Origin of the sequence: Synechococcus sp. KORDI-52 (assembly GCF_000737595.1) — a bacterium.
In the GTDB taxonomy this organism is placed as follows: domain Bacteria; phylum Cyanobacteriota; class Cyanobacteriia; order PCC-6307; family Cyanobiaceae; genus Parasynechococcus.
Window position 1 is genome coordinate 114,920 of the sequence record NZ_CP006271.1, and the last position, 19,123, is coordinate 134,042.

The following is a 19,123-nucleotide window of genomic DNA, read 5'->3' on the forward strand; positions in this document are numbered from 1 at the left end:
AGGGTGCGGCCTCAATTCACCGGTTCTGCTGCTGGAAGGAACAATGACCATCACCCCCCGGGCGACGACGGCAACCAGTTCCCAGGCGCAGTTCTTCGACTACGCCGCAGCGGCGAATCCACTGCAAAAGGGGCTGATCAGCACCATCCCCTACCGGAGCTTTTCGGCCAGTTTCTTTGATGAAGCTGGAACAGCCCTGCGGCCTCTTGATCTGAGTGCCGATCTGCAGTGCGAAGGCCCGGCCACGGGTCCATCGCTCTGCGGCAACTTCATTCGGCTGGATCATGGGTCCTTGCGCACCCATGCGGATGCGACGAGTCAGCTGTTCTTCGTGGCCCGAGGCCATGGGCAAACAGAAGCCTGTGGCCAGGTGTTTCACTGGAGCGAGGGAGATACGTTCGTGCTGCCTGCGGGCGGGGAAGCCATTCACAGCAGCGAAACACGTGCCGGCCTCTATTGGGTGCACGATGCCCCCCTGCTTCGGTATCTGGGCGTGAGCACCGTGAAACCGGTGTTCGAACCCTGCTTCTACAGCCATCAGGATGCTCGGGCGCAGCTGAATGCCATCGCCAGCAATCCCCGCGGAGCCAACGCCAACCGCGTGAGTGTGCTGTTAGGAAACAACGCGTTCCCGCAGACGCGCACCGTCACCCACACCCTGTGGGCCATGTTGGGCATTCTCCCCGCAGGCCAGGTGCAGCGCCCCCACCGACATCAGTCGATCGCCCTTGATTTTGCAGTGGCCTGCCAACCGGGGTGCTACACGATGATCGGCACCGAGCTGGATGAGAACGGAATGATCCGCAATGGGCACCGGGAAGACTGGGTGGCAGGCGCAGCCTTCGTGACCCCGCCGGGTTACTGGCACTCCCACCACAACGAATCCGGCGCCGACGCTTACGTGCTGCCCATTCAGGATGCCGGCCTGCACACCTATCTGCGCACTCTCGACATTTCCTTCAGCAACAGGGGCCGGGCTGACTTGAGCAACACCCCTTAGCCAGCCCAGCCTCAACGGGTGAGCAGTTGTTGGTCTACCGACGTCAGAGCACCATGTTCTGAATAACGACGGGAAATGCGCTCGAGGCGCGTTGCACTCGACAACCAAAGCGCTTCGATGCTGAAGGGCTGGTGGGTATCGATCTGCGCAGGCGCTAGAAAGGCTCCTCCATCCGGCAAAAAGATCCAGCGATCAAGGTCGCCTGCGGCAAAACAAATGTTCTCTCCAGGCAAAGGGAGGTCACGACGCCAGTGCCCGATCAGCTGATCTGCCTCCAGGGATGGACGTTCCACCGCTGAACTTCCGGCGAGGAACTCACGGATCAGCACGATCCGATCCAAGTGCCCCGCAACATCCCAAAGCAGAACCAAGCGGTGACGGCGTTGGCCATGCAGGAACCCGAACTCGGCATAGAGCTTGGTCCATGTGGACCGATGCAGGGTCCCCCTCGTAAAACTGCCGGTAGCAAAGACCCCCATGTCGGGATCCAGCCTCGTGAAGCTCTGGACGATCCGCTTTTCAGGCTCGCCGGCAGGCGGTTGATGGGGAGCACTCGATCCCGCTCCCTCAGGCCAGAGCAGCAGGGTCAGATGGAGTGGCACACCGGAGAGAGCCGGTTGGAGCGTGAGAAGAGAGGGCTGACGCTTGGTGCGTTGCAGCGTCCGGTCCAGGCTGTCGAACCAGCCGTGCCACTCACCAATGTTGCGCTGCAGGTGCTCCCATTCGCCCACGTTCAGCTCGTTCGCCATCGAGGCCTGAGGCTAGGCAGGGCCCAGAGCAAAACGAGAACAACAACGCAGTCCACCAGAACCACTCCGAAGAACAGATAAAAAAAATCCCCACCCGGCAAACCGAGTGGGGACGGTTGAAACGAGGAACGACTCGTCGCGGGCTAATTCAGAAAGGAGTTAACCGAATTTCCCTGAAGTCGAGGCAATCAGGAACGCGGCATACGTCAGGACATAGCCAACCGTGAAGTGAGCCAAGCCGACGACACGGGCCTGAACGATGGACAGTGCCACAGGCTTGTCGCGGTAACCCATCATGTTGGCGATGGGGCTGCGCTGGTGTGCCCAGACAATGGTCTCGATCAGTTCCTGCCAGTAACCCCGCCAGGAGATCAGGAACATGAAGCCTGTGGCCCAAACCAGGTGTCCGAAGAGGAACATCCAGGCCCAGACGGCGAGGTTGTTGCTGCCAAACGGGTTGTAGCCGTTGATCAACTGGGAGGAGTTGAGCCACAGGTAGTCGCGGAACCAGCCCATCAGGTAGGTGCTGGATTCGTTGAACTGAGCCACGTTGCCGGACCAGATGGCCAGGTGCTTCCAGTGCCAGTAGAAGGTCAGCCAACCCACGGTGTTCAGTGCCCAGAAAACAGCCAGATAGAAGGCGTCCCAGGCGGAGATGTCGCAGGTGCCGCCACGGCCGGGACCGTCGCAAGGGAAGGAGTAGCCAAAGTCCTTCTTGTCGGGCATCAGCTTGGAGCCGCGGGCATCCAGCGCACCCTTCACAAGGATCAGGGTGGTGGTGTGCAGACCCAGAGCAATGGCGTGGTGAACCAGGAAGTCACCAGGGCCGATGGGCAGGAACACATCGGTGTTGCCATTAATCGCGTCCAGCCAGTAGTGGTCGCCAGGAATGTTCTGGGACGCAAGGCTGGCGGAGCTGGAGGCGTTGGAGAGCAGCACGTCCATTCCGTACATGGCCTTACCAGAGGCGGCCTGAACGAACTGGGCGAAGACGGGCTCAACCAGGATCTGCTTCTCGGGGGTACCGAAGGCAACGACCACATCGTTGTGGACGTAGAGGCCGAGGGTGTGGAAGCCAAGGAACAGGGAGACCCAGCTCAGGTGGCTGATGATCGCTTCCTTGTGCTCGAGCATCCGAGCCAGGACGTTGTCCTTGTTGGCTTCGGGGTCGTAGTCACGGATGAAGAAGATCGCACCGTGGGCGAAGGCACCACACATCAGCGCGATGGCGATGTACTGGTGGTGGGTGTACAGGGCTGCCTGGGTTGTGTAGTCCTTCGCGATGAAGGCATACGACGGCATCGAGTACATGTGCTGCGCCACGAGGCTGGTGACCACGCCGAGGGAGGCGAGAGCCAGACCAAGCTGGAAGTGCAGGCTGTTGTTGATGGTGTCGTAGAGACCCTTGTGGCCAGCGCCGAGGTCACCGGGGGTGCCCTTCGGGGGGTTGTGGGTTTCGAGGATCTCCTTGATGGAGTGACCGATACCGAAGTTGGTCCGGTACATGTGGCCGGCGATCACGAAGAGGCAACCGATGGCCAGGTGGTGGTGGGCGATGTCCGTCAGCCAGAGAGCTTCTGTCTGAGGGTGAAAGCCACCAAGGAAGGTGAGGATGGCGGTGCCGGCACCTTCGGAGCTACCGAAGACCTGATTCAGAGAATCGGGGTTTTCGGCATACACACCCCAGTTGCCGGTGAAGAAAGGTCCAAGACCGGCGGGGTGAGGCAGAACGTTGAGGAAGTTGTCCCAACCAACGTGCTGACCGCGGGCTTCGGGGATCGCAACGTGAACCAGGTGACCGGTCCAGGCGATGGAGCTGAAGCCGAAGAGGACAGCGAGGTGGTGGTTCAGACGCGATTCAGCGTTTTTGAACCAGGCCAGGGAAGGACGGAACTTGGGCTGCAGGTGCAACCAGCCGGCGAAGAGGGCCCAAGCCGACAGGATCATCATGAAGATGGAACCCTGATACAGCTCGGCATTCGTCTTCATGCCGATTGTGTAGAACCAGTGATAAAGGCCTGAGTAGGCGATGTTCACCGGGGAGGACGCACCCGCTTGGGTGAAGGCGTCAATGGCGCCTTGACCGAAGTGGGGATCCCAGATTGCGTGAGCGATGGGGCGCACGTGCAGGGGGTCGGCGACCCACTGCTCGAAGTTGCCCTGCCAGGCGATGTGGAACAGGTTTCCCGAAACCCACAGGCCGATGATCGCGAGGTGTCCGAAATGGGTGGAGAAGAGCTTCTGATAGAGGCGCTCCTCCGTCATTCCGTCATGGCTCTCGAAGTCGTGAGCCGTGGCGATCCCGTACCAGATACGGCGGGTTGTCGGGTCCTGGGCCAGACCCTGGCTGAACGAAGGGAATTTCGTTGCCATTAGAGGGAGAGGTCAGGTGAGGTCAGCCGACCACAAGAATGTGGGCGTGGAAGAAGGCCCACGTGGTCGCAATTCCGCCCAAGAGGTAATGGGCAACACCCACGGCACGGCCTTGGATGATGGAAAGGGCACGGGGCTGGATGGCGGGAGCCACCTTCAGCTTGTTGTGAGCCCAGACGATGGACTCGATCAGCTCCTGCCAGTAGCCGCGGCCACTGAAGAGGAACATCAGGCTGAAGGCGAACACGAAGTGGGCGCCGAGGAACATGATTCCGTAGGCGGCTGTGTTCGAGCCATAGCTGTTGATCACCTGAACGGCCTGAGCCCACAGGAAGTCACGCAGCCAGCCATTGATGGTGATGGCGCTGTTGGCAAAGTTGCCGTTGGTGATGTGCGCGACAGAACCGTCGGCATTCACCGTTCCCCAGATGTCGCTCTGCATCTTCCAGGAGAAGTGGAAGATCACAACAGACAGGGAGTTGTACATCCAGAACAGGCCCAGGAACACGTGGTCCCAAGCGGAGACCTGGCAAGTGCCACCACGACCAGGACCGTCGCAGGAGAAGCGGAAGCCCAGGTTGGCCTTATCAGGGATGAGGCGGGAGCTGCGGGCGTACAGGACACCCTTCAGCAGGATCAGCACCGTCACGTGAATCGTGAAGGCGTGAATGTGGTGAACCATGAAGTCGGCAGTACCGAGCGGCATGGGAGCAGCGGCAACCTTGCCGCCGACGGCGACAACGGAACCGTTGAACACTTCACTCACACCCGCGAGGGCGTTAGGAGCCGTGCTGCCGGCAGCTGCGGCGTGCACGCTCTGAATCCACTGAGCAAAGATCGGCTGAATGGAGATGGCCGAATCGCTGAACATGTCCTGGGGACGACCCAGGGCACGCATGGTGTCGTTGTGGACATAAAGACCGAAGCTGTGAGCTCCGAGCCAGATGCAGACCCAGTTGAGGTGACTGATGATCGCGTCGCGAGCCTTGAGCACCCGATCCAGCACGTTGTCGATGTGCTTGGCGGGGTCGTAATCGCGAACCATGGCGATGGCGGCGTGAGCACCGGCACCAACGATCAGAAAGCCGCCGATCCAGATGTGATGGGTGAAGAGCCCGATCTGGGTGGGGTAATCGATCGCTTGGTACGGATACGGAGGCATCGCGTACATGTGCTGAGCAACGATGATGCTCACCGAACCGCCGATGGCCAGGTTGACCGCAAGCTGGGCATGCCAGGAGTTGGTCATGAAGTCGTAAAGACCGTCGTGACCGTTGGTGGCAGGGAACAGCAGGGGGTCGCCCTTCTGACCTTCGTGGATCTCCTTGATGGAGTGACCAATGCCCCAGTTGGTCCGGTACATGTGACCGGCAACAATGAACATCACGGCGATCGCCACATGGTGGTGGGCGATGTCAGTCATCCAGAGGCTTCCGGTCACAGGATTCAAACCACCCTTGAAGGTGAGGAAATCGCTGTAGGCAGCCCAGTTCCCGGAGAAGAAGGCACCGACACCAGCGCTGAATCCGGGATACAGCTGCGCCAAGAGGTCCTGATTGAAGAACTCGTGGGGCAGAGGAATGTCTGCGGCCGAAGCGATGGTCTTGCCATTCAGCACCAGCGGTTGGCCGGCATCGATGGCGTCCATCAACTTGGTGACAGGAGCCGACACGTGGATGACGTGACCGGCCCAGGACAGCGAACCAAGACCCAGCAGACCTGCCAGGTGGTGGTTCAGCATTGACTCAACGTTCTGGAACCACTCCAGCTTCGGCGCTGCCTTGTGGTAGTGGAAAACACCGGCGTTGAGCATGAGGCCGGCCATCACCAGGGCACCGATGGCCAGAGCCATGAGCTGGGTTTCGCTGGTGATGCCCCAGGCACGCCACATCTGGAAGAGGCCTGAGGTGATTTGGATGCCTTGGAAACCGGCACCCATGTCTCCGTTGAGGACTTCTTGACCAAAAACTGCCCAGACCTGCTGGGCGCTTGGCTTCACATGGGTGGGGTCAGCAAGCCAACCGGAATAGTTGGAGAAGCGGGCGCCATGGAAGAAGGCACCGCTAAGCCAGATGAAAATGACGGCCAGGTGGCCGAAGTGGGCGGAGAAGATCCGCCGAGAGACCTCTTGAAGGTCGCTCGTGTGAGCGTCGAAGTCGTGAGCGTTGGCGTGAAGGTTCCAAACCCAGGTGGTGGTTTTGGGACCTTTCGCGAGGGCGCGGTCGAAATGTCCGGGCTTACCGAACAGCTCGAAGGTTGCTGGATTGTCAACCTTTTCGACCTGGCTCTTCGCGTCACTCCCACGCTCAGGTGGGCTGATGGTCATCGAGTCGTTCCTCGAGGGACGGGTTTCGAGGTGGTGGGCCACCCCTCCGACGGGCCGAAGCCAATCGGGGCCCCGAACACGGATTCACAGGGAATCAGAGCTCGGGCGTCAGTACAGCAGTGGGGTCGAAACCCCTTGTCTGCACTGAAGCTGGGGCCCCAAAGAGGGGACCGCTGGCGGAAGCATAGGGGCGGAGCAGGGGGTTAAAGGGCACTGAGTTACAAAGGTTCAATCCCATGGCGAGCCAGTCAGCGACAGGCGTCTGCAGAAGGCTGCGAATCAGCGAAACAACAAAGATCTCAAGCAGTAAGCAATACAATTTCACGCATATTTCATTCTTAAATAACTAAAACTCTGCCAGTGAAGGGCGGATTGTTCAGAATGATCAGATCCCGTTCATGCCCAATGCGTCGCCCTGGCCTGAAGTCGATATGGGCTGTTCTGCTGGCAGCAGTGCTGCTTCTTGGTGCCGGATTGCCGGTTCATGCAGGCCTTGGATTCTTCCATCGCGATGGCGGTTCCGGCTCCAAACCGCTGCCGAGTTCAGCCCCCAGCGGGAAGCTCCAGGAAGTGGCTCCTCCAGGGGCCGTGCAACAGCTACGCCAGAACCTGCAGCGGCACCGTCCCTCCCTGAGGCTGATCGATCCCGGCAACGACAGCATCGTTTTTTCTGACGCCCTTGAGCTGCGTTTCGAAATTGACGACTGGCCCCTCAGCAGCGACCCCGAATTGGGCCTGGGCCCCCATGTTGTGCTCCAAATCGACAACCGCGCTCCCCTACGGCTCAGCGAAAGCAATGGAAACCGCCTGAAGGTCCGCATCGATGACCTGGAGGCCGGCAGTCACCGGTTCAGCGCCTGGGCCGCTTACCCCTGGGGAGAAGCCGTTCAAGCACCAGGAGCCTCAATCCAGGGGCGCCTGCACCTCTGGCAAAAACTGCAGGGCACACAACCCGAACGCGATGCCCCCTGGCTGGTTCCTGTCTCACCAACCGGAGAGCAGGGCTTGCAACCCCTCCTGGTGGATTGGCTGATCTGGAATGCCCCGCTGCAAAACCTGCGGGAGGGCGATGGACGCTGGCGACTCCGCATCAGCATTGATGGAGACAGCTTTTTGGTCGATCACCAGGAAGCCCTCTGGCTCAAAGAATCGAACGGCGCAGGCAGCCACGACCTTCAGATGGAACTGCTGAATGGGCTGGGCGAGCCGATCACGCCGGTGTTCAACAATCAGCTGATTCATCTGAAATCCCCATCCGGTCCCAAGCCGGGCTGGATGCGCCCACGCCTCACTGAAAGCCAGCTCGCGCGCCTGAGCGGCTCCCCTGAGCCTGAAGTTCTGGATGTGGTCGAATCCACGCCAGAGCCTCCTCAAAAGACTGATGAGAAAAAACAAGAGAAGACAAAACAGCCCCGAGAGCTTCCTCAGGCTGAGATCAAGACGGAGGACAAAGTCGAGGACGGGCCCCAGCCCACGGCACCCGAGGAAAGTGATGGGCAGGAGCCTGAGCCGCCCCTTGCAGAAGAGCCATCCACAGCAGAAGCTGCTCTGCCCACTCCTGCCGAGGAGAAGCCGGCGGAGCCTCAGCAGCCTGCCGAGCAGGACTCCAAGCTGATGCCGAGCAGCAGCCTGGGAGGATCAGCCCGTGAGTTGCTCAACAGTGATGGGCGCTTGCGCCAGCCCTGATCCGGATTCCCCGCCCTGAACCCCACATCTGCCGCTCCCGCTCTGGGCCTAGGACTGAGCCCCAGCGCCATGCCGCTGTTGGAGCGTTTGCTGCAGCGCGGCCACATCAACCGGATCAAGGCAGCTGATCAAGACATCAACACCGCCCTTGACAGGCAGTGGACGGCAGGGAGCGTTGTGTTGATTGTGGGTGCCGTGGGAGCGGTGACGCGCCTGATTGCAGATCGAATCCAAGGCAAGGAGAAGGATCCGGCCGTTCTGGTGCTTGACCCCAAAGGAGAGTTCGTCATCCCGCTGCTGGGGGGCCATGCCGCAGGCGCCGAACAACGCGCTCGGGAGATCGCGATGGATCTCGGCGGGCAGGCGGTGATCACGGGTGCCTGCGCCTATGACGGACGTCTCCCCCTGGATGCCTTTGGCGAGCGCTGGGGCTGGAAACGCAGGGGATCGGTGGCCCATTGGCGCGATCTGATGGTGCGGCAGGCTCGGGGATCCAGCATCAGCGTTCACCAGAGCAGCGGATCCACGGCATGGCAGGGCCCTGAAGGCCATCCCTGGCTGCACAACGTTGATCCCAATGGTGTGCCAGAGGCCGCTGATCTTGTGATCGGAGCCCGCCATCAAGGTGATTGCCAGTGGCATCCAGCAACGCTCTGGATCGGCATTGGCTGTGAACGCAACACCAGTGTTTCGCTGGTGGAGAAAGCCATTGCCGAAACCTTGGCCAGTGCAGGACTGGCGGAAGAGGCTGTCGCCGGAATGGCCAGTGCAGCCCGGAAATCCGATGAACCGGCCCTGCAGCATCTGAGCCAGACCCGGGCATGGCCGTTCCGAACCTTTGCGGAGCACGCTCTTGCAGCCATCGACGTGCCAAATCCCTCCGAAGTGGTGCGCAAGGAAATGGGGACCGCGTCTGTGGCTGAAGCAGCGGCCTTGCTGGCTGCGGGCGAACAAGGTCATCTGATCCAGCCCAAGCGAATCAGCCGTCCGGAAAAAGGGGAGCAGGGCGCCGTGACGGTGGCCATTGCCGAGGCGGCCCTCCCCTATGCGCCGGAGAGGGGCGAGCTGCACCTGGTGGGCAGTGGCCCCGGGGATCTGTCCCTGCTCAGCGGAGACGCCAAAGCGGCCCTCTCCCGTTGTTGCGCCTGGGTGGGCTACAGCCTCTACCTCAATCTGCTGGAGCCACTGCGGCGCCCTGATCAGGTTCGCTTCGATGGCCAGCTCACCCGGGAATGGGACCGCTGTGCCGAAGCACTGCGCCTGGCCCAACAGGGCGCCAAGGTGGCTCTGATCTCCTCCGGCGACAGCGGCATCTACGGCATGGCGGGATTGGCCCTGGAGCTGCTGCTCCAGCAACCCGAGCAGGACCGGCCCAGCTTCGCGGTGCACCCAGGCATTTCAGCCTTCCAGTTGGCCGCGGCCCGCGCCGGAGCGCCACTGATGCATGACTTCTGCTGCGTGAGCCTCAGCGATCGCCTCACGCCGTGGACCGTGATCGAAAAGAGACTGAAAGCCGCTGCAGCTGGAGATTTTGTTCTCGCCCTCTACAACCCACGGTCCAAGGGCCGGGATTGGCAGCTGGGACATGCCAAGGAAATCCTGCTGAAACACCGCCCCCCAACGACACCGGTGCTGTTGGCGCGGCAGCTGGGCCGCGCGGAGGAATCCCGTCAGCTCACGAGTCTTGAGCGCTTGGAGCCGGAATCGGTAGACATGCTCACGCTTGTTCTGATCGGGAATAGCAGCAGTCGCAGCGAAGGTGGCTGGATGGTGACACCGCGGGGATACCCCGGGGCGAGTCTTCACTAGAAACTGACTAGATCCAAATTCAAAGCACTTGAAAGCTTGAAGCTTCGATCCAAATTCGTACTATTTTCTGCTGACTGAAAACAACTTGTAGTGATGAAACGCGCCTGGATTGCCGCTGCAACCTTGCTTGTTTCGGGAGCCACGGCGCAACCGGGTTTGGCTCAGATCTCAGGCATGTCGTCCGGCCCTGTCACCGTGGCAGTGAAGGAAATCACCAACACCGCCACGGGAACCTGGTGGTGGAGTCCATCGGTCTCCAGCAAGCTCACAGGAATGCTGGCCAACGAGCTGAAAAGCACCGGCCACTTCACCGTTGTCGAACGCCAGGGGCTGAAGAAAGTGCTCGGCGAACAGGAACTGGCTGAGCTGGGCATCACCCGACAATCCACCGCCCCCAAAAAGGGAATCATGACCGGGGCGAAGTACTACATCCTCGGCAGCGTCAGCGACTACCGCGAGAACACCGAAACCAAGAGTGGCGGCGGTGGCTTCAACATCATGGGCTTTGGCCAGCGCAAGTCGTCGTCATCCAGCTCGGCCTATGTCGCTCTGGACGTGCGCGTCGTGGACACCACCACCGGTGAAATCGCCTATGCCCGCACCATCGAAGGCAAAGCGACCTCCACATCGGAATCAACGTCATCCTCTGGGGGCATGTTTGGCGTCGGCTTCAGCGACAACCAGTCCTCCAGCAAGAAAGTCCCTGCCTCCAAAGCAGTACGGGCGGCAATGATCGAGGTCAGCGAGTATCTCAACTGCGTTCTCTACCTGAAGAACAGCTGCATCGCTGAATACGACGCGAAGGAGCAGAGGCGTCGGGATGCCACCAAGGATGTGCTCGATTTCTGAACCGGGCCGTGACCATGCGTCTTCCACTTCTGTTGGCAGGGCTGCTGTTGTTCTCAGGCCACACCGCTCTGGCCGTTGACCAACCCAACTCAGCCCTGGTGGCCCAGCTCCCCCCTCAGGATTCCGCTGGCCGGATGGAATTCTTCAACCGGGAGCTGGACCGGGCTGAGCAGCTCTACGACAACTTGATGTTCGACGAGGCGGATCGGGTGGCCGACATGACCATCGCGCGGATCAACGCCTTTCTGGGCCAAAACCGCGGTATCGAAGGGGTCGACGAGATCGAGGCTGTCTACACGGCTCGGGTGAATCAACTCAGACAACTCAAAGCCTTCAAAGCCGCCGCCAGGGAGCAAATGGAGCGCGACGGTGCCGCCAACTACGACCAAAAACGCGCAGCACGGGAGAGGAAACTCCGGGAACAACGGGAACACCAATACCGAATGGCCGTTGAGGCACGCCGCATCGCCGAGGCACGCGCAGCCCGTTGGTGGTCCATCTGGGCAGGTCGGTCCTACAGCCCGATCCTGATCTTCAACTAACGACGCTCCGATCAGTTGGACCAGGTCCACAGGGGTTGACCTTGCCGGTCGGCGTCGACCGATCAATCGGGATGACAGGATTCGAACCTGCGGCCCCTTCGTCCCGAACGAAGTGCGCTACCAAACTGCGCCACATCCCGGCGGCACGATCTTAAAAGATCAACGTTCCGAGGGCCAAGGTGGGGCGGGAGCGCGGACTAAAGTCGTGAATTGAAGGGTGTTCACCGTGCTCAAGCCGGAGTGGTTGCGCGTTAAGGCTCCGCAACGCGAGCGCATCGGTGCCGTGGCCGACCTGCTGCTGGACTTGCACCTGAACACGGTCTGCCAGGAAGCGAGCTGCCCCAACATCGGCGAATGCTTCGCAGGCGGCACCGCCACGTTTTTGATCATGGGGCCCGGCTGCACCCGGGCTTGCCCCTACTGCGACATCGACTTCGACAAGAGCGTGCGTGAGCTCGATCCCACCGAGCCGCAGCGGCTGGGGGAAGCCGTCGCCCGTCTGGGCCTGAAGCACGTGGTGATCACCTCGGTGAACCGCGACGATCTCGCCGATGGCGGTGCCTCCCAGTTTGTGGCCTGCATCGAACAGGTGAAGCAACGCTCACCGCTCACCACAATCGAACTGCTGATTCCCGACTTCTGCGGCAACTGGGATGCCATGGCAACGGTGATGGCTGCCGCCCCCCACGTGCTGAACCACAACATCGAAACGGTGCCGCGGATGTACCGCCTGGCGCGGCCCCAGGGCATCTATGAACGCTCTCTGGAGCTGCTGCAACGGGTGCGGGACCAATGGCCCAAGGCCTACAGCAAATCGGGTCTGATGGTGGGGCTCGGGGAAACCGATGAGGAGGTGATCGAGGTACTCCGGGATCTGCGGAAACACAAGGTCGACATCGTCACCATCGGCCAATACCTCTCGCCTGGCCCCAAACACCTGGCCGTGGATCGCTTCGTGACCCCGGCTCAATTCGAGACCTACAGAACCGTGGGCGAAGAGGAGCTGGGTTTTCTCCAGGTGGTGAGCACCCCACTCACCCGCAGCAGTTATCACGCCGGCGAGGTGCAACGGCTCATGGCCAGCCATCCCCGCTGACGGGGATCCATTCCTGCACCTGCCAGTCCACCAGGCCGTCGCGGATCATCGGGTCGTTCTGCACCCACGCCAGGGCATCGGCATATGACGACGCCTCAAACATCAGCAGCCCACCGCCGCCTGGACGCCGGTCGCCATCCACCAGGTAACCGCTGCGTAGACGGCGACCTGCTGCAGCTTCATCTGCAACCCAACGGCGGTGAGCCTCCAAGGTGGGTCGCCGCTGCTCAACGGGGAGGGCGGCGGCGACAGCCGTGAATGTTTCGGTCTTGACGAACCAGGCCACGGACTGGGGACGGCGCTAGGCCGCCACAGCCTGCTTGTCGGCCAATCCCATCGACTCCCGCTCACTGGGAGGGACCAACACCTTGAAGCGACCCTTCGCCGCAGACCAATCGGCCAGGAGAGCAGCAGCCTTCTCGCTTCCCGTGAGCGCCACATGCCGTTCCAGCAGACCCTTCAGCAACGACTCCTGCTCATCGGTGGTGATGCTGCAGACCTCAACAATCTCCAGGTTCACCCGAGGAGCAACACGCCCCTCCTCATCCAGCAGGAAGGTCACACCACCAGTCATGCCAGCGCCGACATTGCGACCGGTGCTGCCGAGAACGACGACCACACCACCGGTCATGTACTCACAGCAGTGGTCACCAGCTCCCTCCACAACCGTGCGGGCACCGCTGTTGCGAACACCGAAACGCTCACCAGCCCGGCCATGGGCAAACAACTCACCGCCGGTGGCCCCGTAGAGGCAGGTGTTGCCGAGGATCACCTGGTCACCCGGAGATGCACAACCGTCTGATGGCACCAGAGTGATGCAACCACTGTTCATGCCCTTGCCCACGTAGTCGTTGGCCTCGCCTTCCAGACGAACCTGCATGCCCTGCACCAGGAAGGCCCCGAAGCTCTGGCCTGCCGCACCCCGGAAGGTGAGATCGAGCTGTCCGTTGAAGCCGCGGTTGCCATGGCGCTGGGCGATTTCACCGGCCAGACGGGCACAGACACTGCGATCGGTGTTGATGATCTCGATGCTGCGGCTGATGGAACCGTGGTTCTCCAGGGCAGCCATCAGCTCAGCGTCGGCGAGGAGCTGATCCTCAAGGATCGGTCCGTTGCCGTGGGCCTCGTCGCTGTGGCGAAGCCAGGAGCGATCTTCGGCACCGCTGATCGGAGCCAGCAGGCTGGAGAGATCCACACCCTTGGTCTTGGCCAGATCAACCGAGCGAGCCTGGAGCAGATCGGTACGACCGATCAGCTCCTCGAGGCGGCCAACGCCGAGCAGGCTCATCAGCTGACGCACTTCCTCGGCGACGTACCAGAAGAAATTGACAACGTGCTCAGGAATACCGGTGAAACGCTTGCGCAGGTTCTCCTTCTGCGTGGCCACACCCACAGGGCAGTTGTTGGTGTGACAAACGCGAGCCATGACGCAGCCCTCGGCGATCATCGCGATCGAGCCGAAGCCGTATTCCTCCGCCCCCAGCAGGGCAGCGATCATCACGTCCCAACCGGTCTTCAGGCCTCCATCGGCGCGCAGCAGAACCCGATCGCGCAGACCGTTCTCCACCAGGGAGCGGTGCACCTCGGTGAGGCCCAGTTCCCAGGGGCTGCCGGCATGCTTGATCGAACTCAGGGGAGATGCACCCGTGCCACCGTCGTGACCGGAGATCTGGATCACATCGGCGTTGGCCTTGGCCACACCCGCAGCGATGGTGCCGATGCCGATCTCGGCCACCAGCTTCACACTCACAGGAGCAGCGGGATGCACCTGATGCAGGTCATGGATCAACTGCGCCAGGTCTTCAATCGAATAGATGTCGTGGTGGGGCGGCGGTGAAATCAAGGCCACACCTGGCTTGCTGTTGCGCAACCACGCGATGTACTTGTCGACCTTGGGCCCTGGCAGCTGACCGCCTTCACCGGGCTTGGCGCCCTGGGCCACCTTGATCTCCAACTGCTTGCCGCTGCGCAGGTATTCCGCCGTCACACCAAAACGGCCTGAAGCCACCTGCTTGATTGCCGAGCAGGCGGTGTCCCCATTGCGCAAACCACCAATGCTGGGGAATGAGGCGGAACGGCCCTCGCCATCCACATCCTTGAGGATCTGGAAGCGGGCAGGGTCTTCACCGCCTTCACCGCTGTTGCTCTTGCCGCCGATGCGATTCATCGCCACGGCCAACACTTCATGGGCTTCGCGGGACAAAGCGCCCAGGCTCATCCCGCCCGTACAAAAGCGGGTGCAGATGCTCTCGACGCTCTCCACCTGATCCAGGGGGACTGGGGTGGGAGCCAACTTGAACTCCAGCAGGTCCCGCAGGGCCATCACCGGTCGGTTCTCCAGCAGGGCCTGGTAGGTGGAGAAATGGTCGTAACCAGGGCCCTGAGCCACCGCCTTGTGCAGCGCCTTCGACAGCTCGGGATTGTTGCGGTGGTACTCAGCACCACTGCGGTACTGAACAAAGCCCATGAATTCGAGCTTGCTGCGGTTGAGCTCAGGGAAGGCCTTGGCGTGCATCGAGAGCGTTTCGTTCGCGAGCTCGGCCAGCGTCATGCCGGCAACACGGCTGGTCGTTCCCGTGAAGGCGGTCTCCACCACATCCGCTCCCAGGCCGATCGCTTCGAAGATCTGAGCGCCGTGATAGCTGGCCAGCAATGAAATTCCGATCTTGGAGAGGATCTTGCGCAGGCCGTTCTCCAGCGACTCACGAACGTTGGCCTGGGCTTGATTGGCATCGAGGGCGGGCAACTTGCCCTGTTCGATCCGCTTCTTGGTCTTGGGGTGATCCAGCCAGTGGCGGGTGGTCTCCCAGGTGAGCCAGGGGCAGACGGCACTGGCGCCATAACCAATCAGGCAGGCCATGTGATGGGTACTCCAGCACTGGGCCGTATCCACCACCAGAGAGCACTGCAGCCGAAGTTTCTGGCGCAGCAGATGGTGATGAACAGCACCCACGGCCAGCAAGGCCGGCATCGCCACCGTTGTGGGGGTCAGCGGGGCCGCCGCCCCTGTGCCATCGACCCGGTCGGACAGCACCAGAACTTGGGCTCCGTCACGCACCGCCTGTTCCGCAACGCTGCAAAGCGCCGCAATGGCTTGTTGGAGGCCTCCCGCACACGACTCCACAGCCACCTGAGTGGAGACAGTCTTGACGGGCAAGCCCTGCTCACTGATGGCCGCCAGTTCCGCCTCGTTCAAAACGGGCGTCTCCAGATGGATCACGGAGGCAGCTTCCGGCTGGGGCTTCAGGGCGGGCCGACGCTCACCCAGGTGCATCTCCAGGCTCATCACCAGCTTTTCCCGCAGGGGATCGATCGGAGGGTTGGTGACCTGGGCGAAGCGCTGCTTGAAGTAGTCGTAAAGCAGATGGGGCTTGTCGGAGAGCACCGCCAGGGGGATGTCATCGCCCATGCAGTAGGTCGGCTCCTTGCCGAGGGCCGCCATGTCCTCGATGATCAGATCGAAGTCTTCGGCGGTGAACCCCATCGCGGTCTGCAACCGCAGCAGATCGAGTTCACCCACCTGCCGGTCCTGGGTCCAGGGCTGGGGGGCAACGCCGCGGCGATGCTTCTGCAGCCAATCGGCATAGGGGAAGCGCCGCGCCGCGTCTTCCTTCACCGACCAGTTGTCGAGCAACTCGCCGCGTTCAAGATCGACGGCCACCATCTGACCAGGGCCAAGACGACCTTTCTGAACAATCGTCTTGCCGCTGAGGTCCACCACGCCGGTCTCCGATCCCATGATCACGAAGCCATCAGCGGTGGTGCACCAACGCGCCGGACGCAGCCCGTTGCGATCGAGCGTTGCACCCACTCGTTTGCCGTCGGCAAAGACCAACAGGGCCGGGCCATCCCAGGGTTCCTGAATGCCCGCGTTGAATTCGTACATCGCCGTCACATCAGGACGGCTGTTGAGATCGGGCTGATTGCGAAACGCTTCGGGCACCAGTGTGATCAGGCTGTCGGTAATCGACCGCCCACTGCGCACCATCAATTCCAGGGTGGCATCGAGGTTGGCGGAATCGCTGAAGGCAGGGTTCACCACCGGAATCAGGTCATCAGCCGCCTCACCCCAGACGTTCTCGAGGCTGGCTTCTGAAGCCTTGGCCCAGTTGAGGTTGCCCAGCAGTGTGTTGATTTCGCCGTTGTGCCCCAGAAGGCGCATCGGCTGCGCCAAGGGCCATCGCGGCAGGGTGTTGGTGCTGAAACGACGGTGATACACCGCAAAGCTCACCTCAAATCGAGGGTCCTGCAGGTCGGCGTAGAACTGCGCCAGCACCTCGGATCGCACCATCCCCTTGTAGACAACCGTCCGGCTGCTGAGGGAGGCGACATAAACGTCCTGGGCCACCTCAGCACCCAGAGCGGCCCGCACACGGGCACCGATGCGGCGTCGCAACCGCAGCAGCTGGCCATCAAACGTTGCATCGTCCGCATCACCATTCAGCACCCACTGCTCGATCACAGGCGCTGTGGCACGAGCCAAAGGCCCGAGAACCGCAGGGTCGACGGGCACCGTTCGCCACCCCAAAGGCTGCATGCCAAGGGCTCTGGCCTCTTCATCACACAGGCCCCGCACCTCAGCACGACGGCTGGCATCGGTCGGCATGAACATCATGCCAAGGCCCCGTGCTGCAGCCGCCTCGGGCCAGACCGCTTTCAGATACGACCAGGGGATCTCACACAACACACCTGCCCCGTCGCCGGAGTCGCCATCACCACCGCAACCACCACGGTGCTCCATGCATCCCAGACCACGCAGGGCCTGCTCCAGCACCCAGTGACTGGCCTGCCCCTGGAGCTGAGCCAGGAAACCAACGCCACATGCATCCTTCTCGCCCGCAACAACCTCAGGTGCCGGGCTGTCGCAATAAGGCCAAACAGCGGAACGGATGGCGTCAGACATGGGGAACTCAACCGGACGTGCGCATGGGCCTGCAGCTTCGAGCTCTGCAGAAACCATCTCGAGGGACGATCCTAGGCAGGCGCCTCTCCGCCAAGGCATTCCATGCTGGCCTTTGCCCCACTTCCTGCGCCACCCCCTGCCCTTCGCCCTGCACCACGACAAAGCGGTGACGAGGTGCTGATCGGCCGAGAACGCAGCAAAGCGGTTTGGCTATGGAGAGGCAGTGAGGCAGCGACGGAGGAACTCTGGCTGCCCCTGGAGCTTCTGCAATCGCGGCTGGGTTTCAGGCGGGTCTCCCGCCTCGATGGGGAAGCACTGGAATGGTTTGGTCGAACGGTCCCACTCGCCGCACTGGCCACCCGTTCGCTCGGGGATGAAGTCGGCCTGGAGGTGAGCGATTGGTTGAGCGAGATCGGCCTCAATACCGTTGTGAAGGGCAACACCCTGGAACTGCAGCTGCCCAGCCCAACGGTGAGCAAGCTGCGCCGCGGCAAGGGTTCAACCGCCGATCGTTTGGTGCTGGACCTGAACGGACCCGCCCTGGTGCAGCAGTTGAACGGCGACCTGCTGCTGGGGCTCAAGGTCTCGCCAAGCCAGCAACGTCAACTCCAGGCCTTGGGGCTTGCCCCTCTGCGGCGTCATGACGGCGAGCTTGTGCTGAAGGGACAGGCCACCAAGCTGCGCAGCCTCAGCCTGGCCTCCCCCTGGCGGGTGGTGCTGGACGGCGTACGGGCCGGCGATCGCCGCAAACGGCCGAGCGCACGTCTGCCCCTCAACAATCCAAGTGTTGCCGCGCTGCTCAGGCGGGGCTTCGTCCTGGAGCAACGCACGATCAAGGTGGGGGTGAAGCCCATCCAGGTGTTTCGTGCTGGCGGCCAGCTGGGCCGCCTCAGACTGAGCCTGGAGCCCCTGGCTAAGGCCAGACAGCAACAAGGGCTGCGTTTTCTGCCCCAGCTCTCCCAACCCGCAGGGGCACTGGTGGCTGTGAACGGTGGTTTTTTCAACCGGATCAATCAACTCCCCCTGGGGGCCTTGCGGCGCCAGGGGGTCTGGCTCTCGGGGCCAATCCTGAACCGCGGCGTGATCGCCTGGGGGGCGTCGGGAGATTTGACCTTCGGACGACTGCGGCTGAACCAGACGCTGCAGGTGAACAACGGCCGGCGATGGAGCATCAGGGCGCTCAACAGCGGCTACGTGCAGAAAGGGCTGAGCCTTTACACACCAGCCTGGGGACCCAGCTACCGAGCCCTGAGCGGTGACGAGGCAGCCCTCCTGGTTCGGGGCGGCCGCGTCGAGACAACGTTCAACCCCAGCAGCCTGAAGCGCGGCATTGCCATTCCCCAGGACGCCCAGTTGGTGGTCGCCCGAGGGCGCACACCGCTGCCGGCACGAGCTGGCGATCGGATCCAGGTGAGCTCCAGCTCCCAGTCGCCCCTGGCCCAGCAGCCCAATGTTCTCGGCGCCGGACCCCTGCTGATGCAGAACGGCCGCGTGGTGCTGAATGGACGCCAGGAAGGCTTCAGCCCTGGTTTCATGAGCTTAGCGGCACCACGGACTGTGGTGGCTCAAGGGCAGAACGGCCAGTGGCTGATGACCCTTCGTGGTGCCTCGGGCAGTGATCCAACCCTTGTGGAAACGGCACTGGCGGTCCAACAACTGGGCCTGCGTGATGCCTTGAACATGGATGGCGGCAGTTCGACCACCCTCGTTGTGGCGGGACAGACCGTGATGACCGGCCGAGGCAGCACCCCGAGGGTCCACAACGGCCTTGGGCTCATCCCCCTGTGAGA

General features: G+C 61.9%; 12 protein-coding genes and 1 tRNA gene. 7 read left to right on the forward strand and 6 right to left on the reverse strand.

Going from position 1 to position 19,123, the window contains the following annotated elements:
* Positions 1 to 43 precede the first annotated feature (43 nt).
* Complete coding sequence (locus tag KR52_RS00725) at positions 44 to 1,000, forward strand: hypothetical protein (RefSeq protein ID WP_038551254.1); 957 nt, start codon at positions 44 to 46, stop codon at positions 998 to 1,000.
* An 11-nt stretch (positions 1,001 to 1,011) separates the two neighbouring features.
* Here KR52_RS00725 and KR52_RS00730 read toward each other — a convergent pair whose 3' ends face one another.
* From KR52_RS00730 to psaA, 3 genes are all read right to left on the reverse strand, one after another.
* Positions 1,012 to 1,749: a DUF3598 family protein gene (locus KR52_RS00730; protein WP_038551257.1), complete on the reverse strand. Its 738-nt coding sequence runs from the start codon at positions 1,747 to 1,749 to the stop codon at positions 1,012 to 1,014.
* 159 nt (positions 1,750 to 1,908) lie between these two features.
* On the reverse strand, positions 1,909 to 4,122 hold the full coding sequence (psaB, locus tag KR52_RS00735) for a photosystem I core protein PsaB (RefSeq protein ID WP_038551259.1): 2,214 nt from the start codon (positions 4,120 to 4,122) through the stop codon (positions 1,909 to 1,911).
* Between the two features lie 22 nt (positions 4,123 to 4,144).
* Positions 4,145 to 6,448: a photosystem I core protein PsaA gene (gene psaA, locus KR52_RS00740; RefSeq protein WP_038551262.1), complete on the reverse strand. Its 2,304-nt coding sequence runs from the start codon at positions 6,446 to 6,448 to the stop codon at positions 4,145 to 4,147.
* 405 nt (positions 6,449 to 6,853) lie between these two features.
* On the opposite strand from psaA, the gene KR52_RS00745 reads away from it, so the two are divergent.
* The 4 genes from KR52_RS00745 to KR52_RS00760 all read left to right on the forward strand — a co-directional run bounded on the left by KR52_RS00745 (position 6,854) and on the right by KR52_RS00760 (position 11,334).
* Complete coding sequence (locus KR52_RS00745) at positions 6,854 to 8,134, forward strand: hypothetical protein (protein ID WP_038551265.1); 1,281 nt, start codon at positions 6,854 to 6,856, stop codon at positions 8,132 to 8,134.
* Positions 8,135 to 8,203: 69 nt separating this feature from the next.
* A complete protein-coding gene (gene cobJ, locus KR52_RS00750; protein ID WP_038551268.1) occupies positions 8,204 to 9,943 on the forward strand; it encodes a precorrin-3B C(17)-methyltransferase in 1,740 nt (579 codons plus the stop codon).
* Between the two features lie 93 nt (positions 9,944 to 10,036).
* On the forward strand, positions 10,037 to 10,792 hold the full coding sequence (locus KR52_RS00755) for a CsgG/HfaB family protein (protein WP_038551271.1): 756 nt from the start codon (positions 10,037 to 10,039) through the stop codon (positions 10,790 to 10,792).
* Between the two features lie 8 nt (positions 10,793 to 10,800).
* The gene (locus KR52_RS00760) at positions 10,801 to 11,334 is read left to right on the forward strand and encodes a hypothetical protein (RefSeq protein WP_156957546.1); all 534 of its coding nucleotides are present in this window, start codon (positions 10,801 to 10,803) and stop codon (positions 11,332 to 11,334) included.
* 66 nt (positions 11,335 to 11,400) lie between these two features.
* On the opposite strand, the gene KR52_RS00765 is transcribed toward KR52_RS00760, so the two are convergent.
* A tRNA-Pro gene (locus tag KR52_RS00765) sits at positions 11,401 to 11,474 on the reverse strand.
* An 86-nt stretch (positions 11,475 to 11,560) separates the two neighbouring features.
* On the opposite strand from KR52_RS00765, the gene lipA reads away from it, so the two are divergent.
* Positions 11,561 to 12,430, forward strand: coding sequence for a lipoyl synthase (gene lipA, locus KR52_RS00770; RefSeq protein ID WP_038556638.1), 870 nt, complete (start codon positions 11,561 to 11,563; stop codon positions 12,428 to 12,430).
* Here lipA and KR52_RS00775 read toward each other — a convergent pair.
* Both KR52_RS00775 and gltB read right to left on the reverse strand, forming a co-directional pair.
* Positions 12,408 to 12,716, reverse strand: a complete 309-nt coding sequence (locus tag KR52_RS00775) for a YciI family protein (protein WP_038551278.1) — start codon at positions 12,714 to 12,716, stop codon at positions 12,408 to 12,410. The genes lipA and KR52_RS00775 overlap by 23 nt on opposite strands.
* 15 nt (positions 12,717 to 12,731) lie before the next feature.
* Positions 12,732 to 17,333: a glutamate synthase large subunit gene (gltB, locus tag KR52_RS00780; protein ID WP_038551281.1), complete on the reverse strand. Its 4,602-nt coding sequence runs from the start codon at positions 17,331 to 17,333 to the stop codon at positions 12,732 to 12,734.
* 102 nt (positions 17,334 to 17,435) lie between these two features.
* On the opposite strand from gltB, the gene KR52_RS00785 reads away from it, so the two are divergent.
* Positions 17,436 to 19,121 carry a phosphodiester glycosidase family protein gene (locus KR52_RS00785; RefSeq protein WP_038551283.1) on the forward strand — a complete coding sequence of 562 codons (1,686 nt, stop codon included), beginning with the start codon at positions 17,436 to 17,438 and terminating at the stop codon, positions 19,119 to 19,121.
* Positions 19,122 to 19,123: the final 2 nt, after the last annotated feature.

Bases quoted from the DNA above. Each gene is read 5' to 3' on its own strand.
- psaB (WP_038551259.1), bottom strand. From the start codon at position 4,122: ATGGCAACGAAATTCCCTTCGTTCAGCCAGGGTCTGGCCCAGGACCCG.
- cobJ (WP_038551268.1), top strand. From the start codon at position 8,204: ATGCCGCTGTTGGAGCGTTTGCTGCAGCGCGGCCACATCAACCGGATC.
- gltB (WP_038551281.1), bottom strand. From the start codon at position 17,333: ATGTCTGACGCCATCCGTTCCGCTGTTTGGCCTTATTGCGACAGCCCG.
- KR52_RS00725 (WP_038551254.1), top strand. From the start codon at position 44: ATGACCATCACCCCCCGGGCGACGACGGCAACCAGTTCCCAGGCGCAG.
- KR52_RS00755 (WP_038551271.1), top strand. From the start codon at position 10,037: ATGAAACGCGCCTGGATTGCCGCTGCAACCTTGCTTGTTTCGGGAGCC.
- psaA (WP_038551262.1), bottom strand. From the start codon at position 6,448: ATGACCATCAGCCCACCTGAGCGTGGGAGTGACGCGAAGAGCCAGGTC.
- KR52_RS00785 (WP_038551283.1), top strand. From the start codon at position 17,436: ATGCTGGCCTTTGCCCCACTTCCTGCGCCACCCCCTGCCCTTCGCCCT.
- KR52_RS00730 (WP_038551257.1), bottom strand. From the start codon at position 1,749: ATGGCGAACGAGCTGAACGTGGGCGAATGGGAGCACCTGCAGCGCAAC.
- KR52_RS00745 (WP_038551265.1), top strand. From the start codon at position 6,854: ATGCGTCGCCCTGGCCTGAAGTCGATATGGGCTGTTCTGCTGGCAGCA.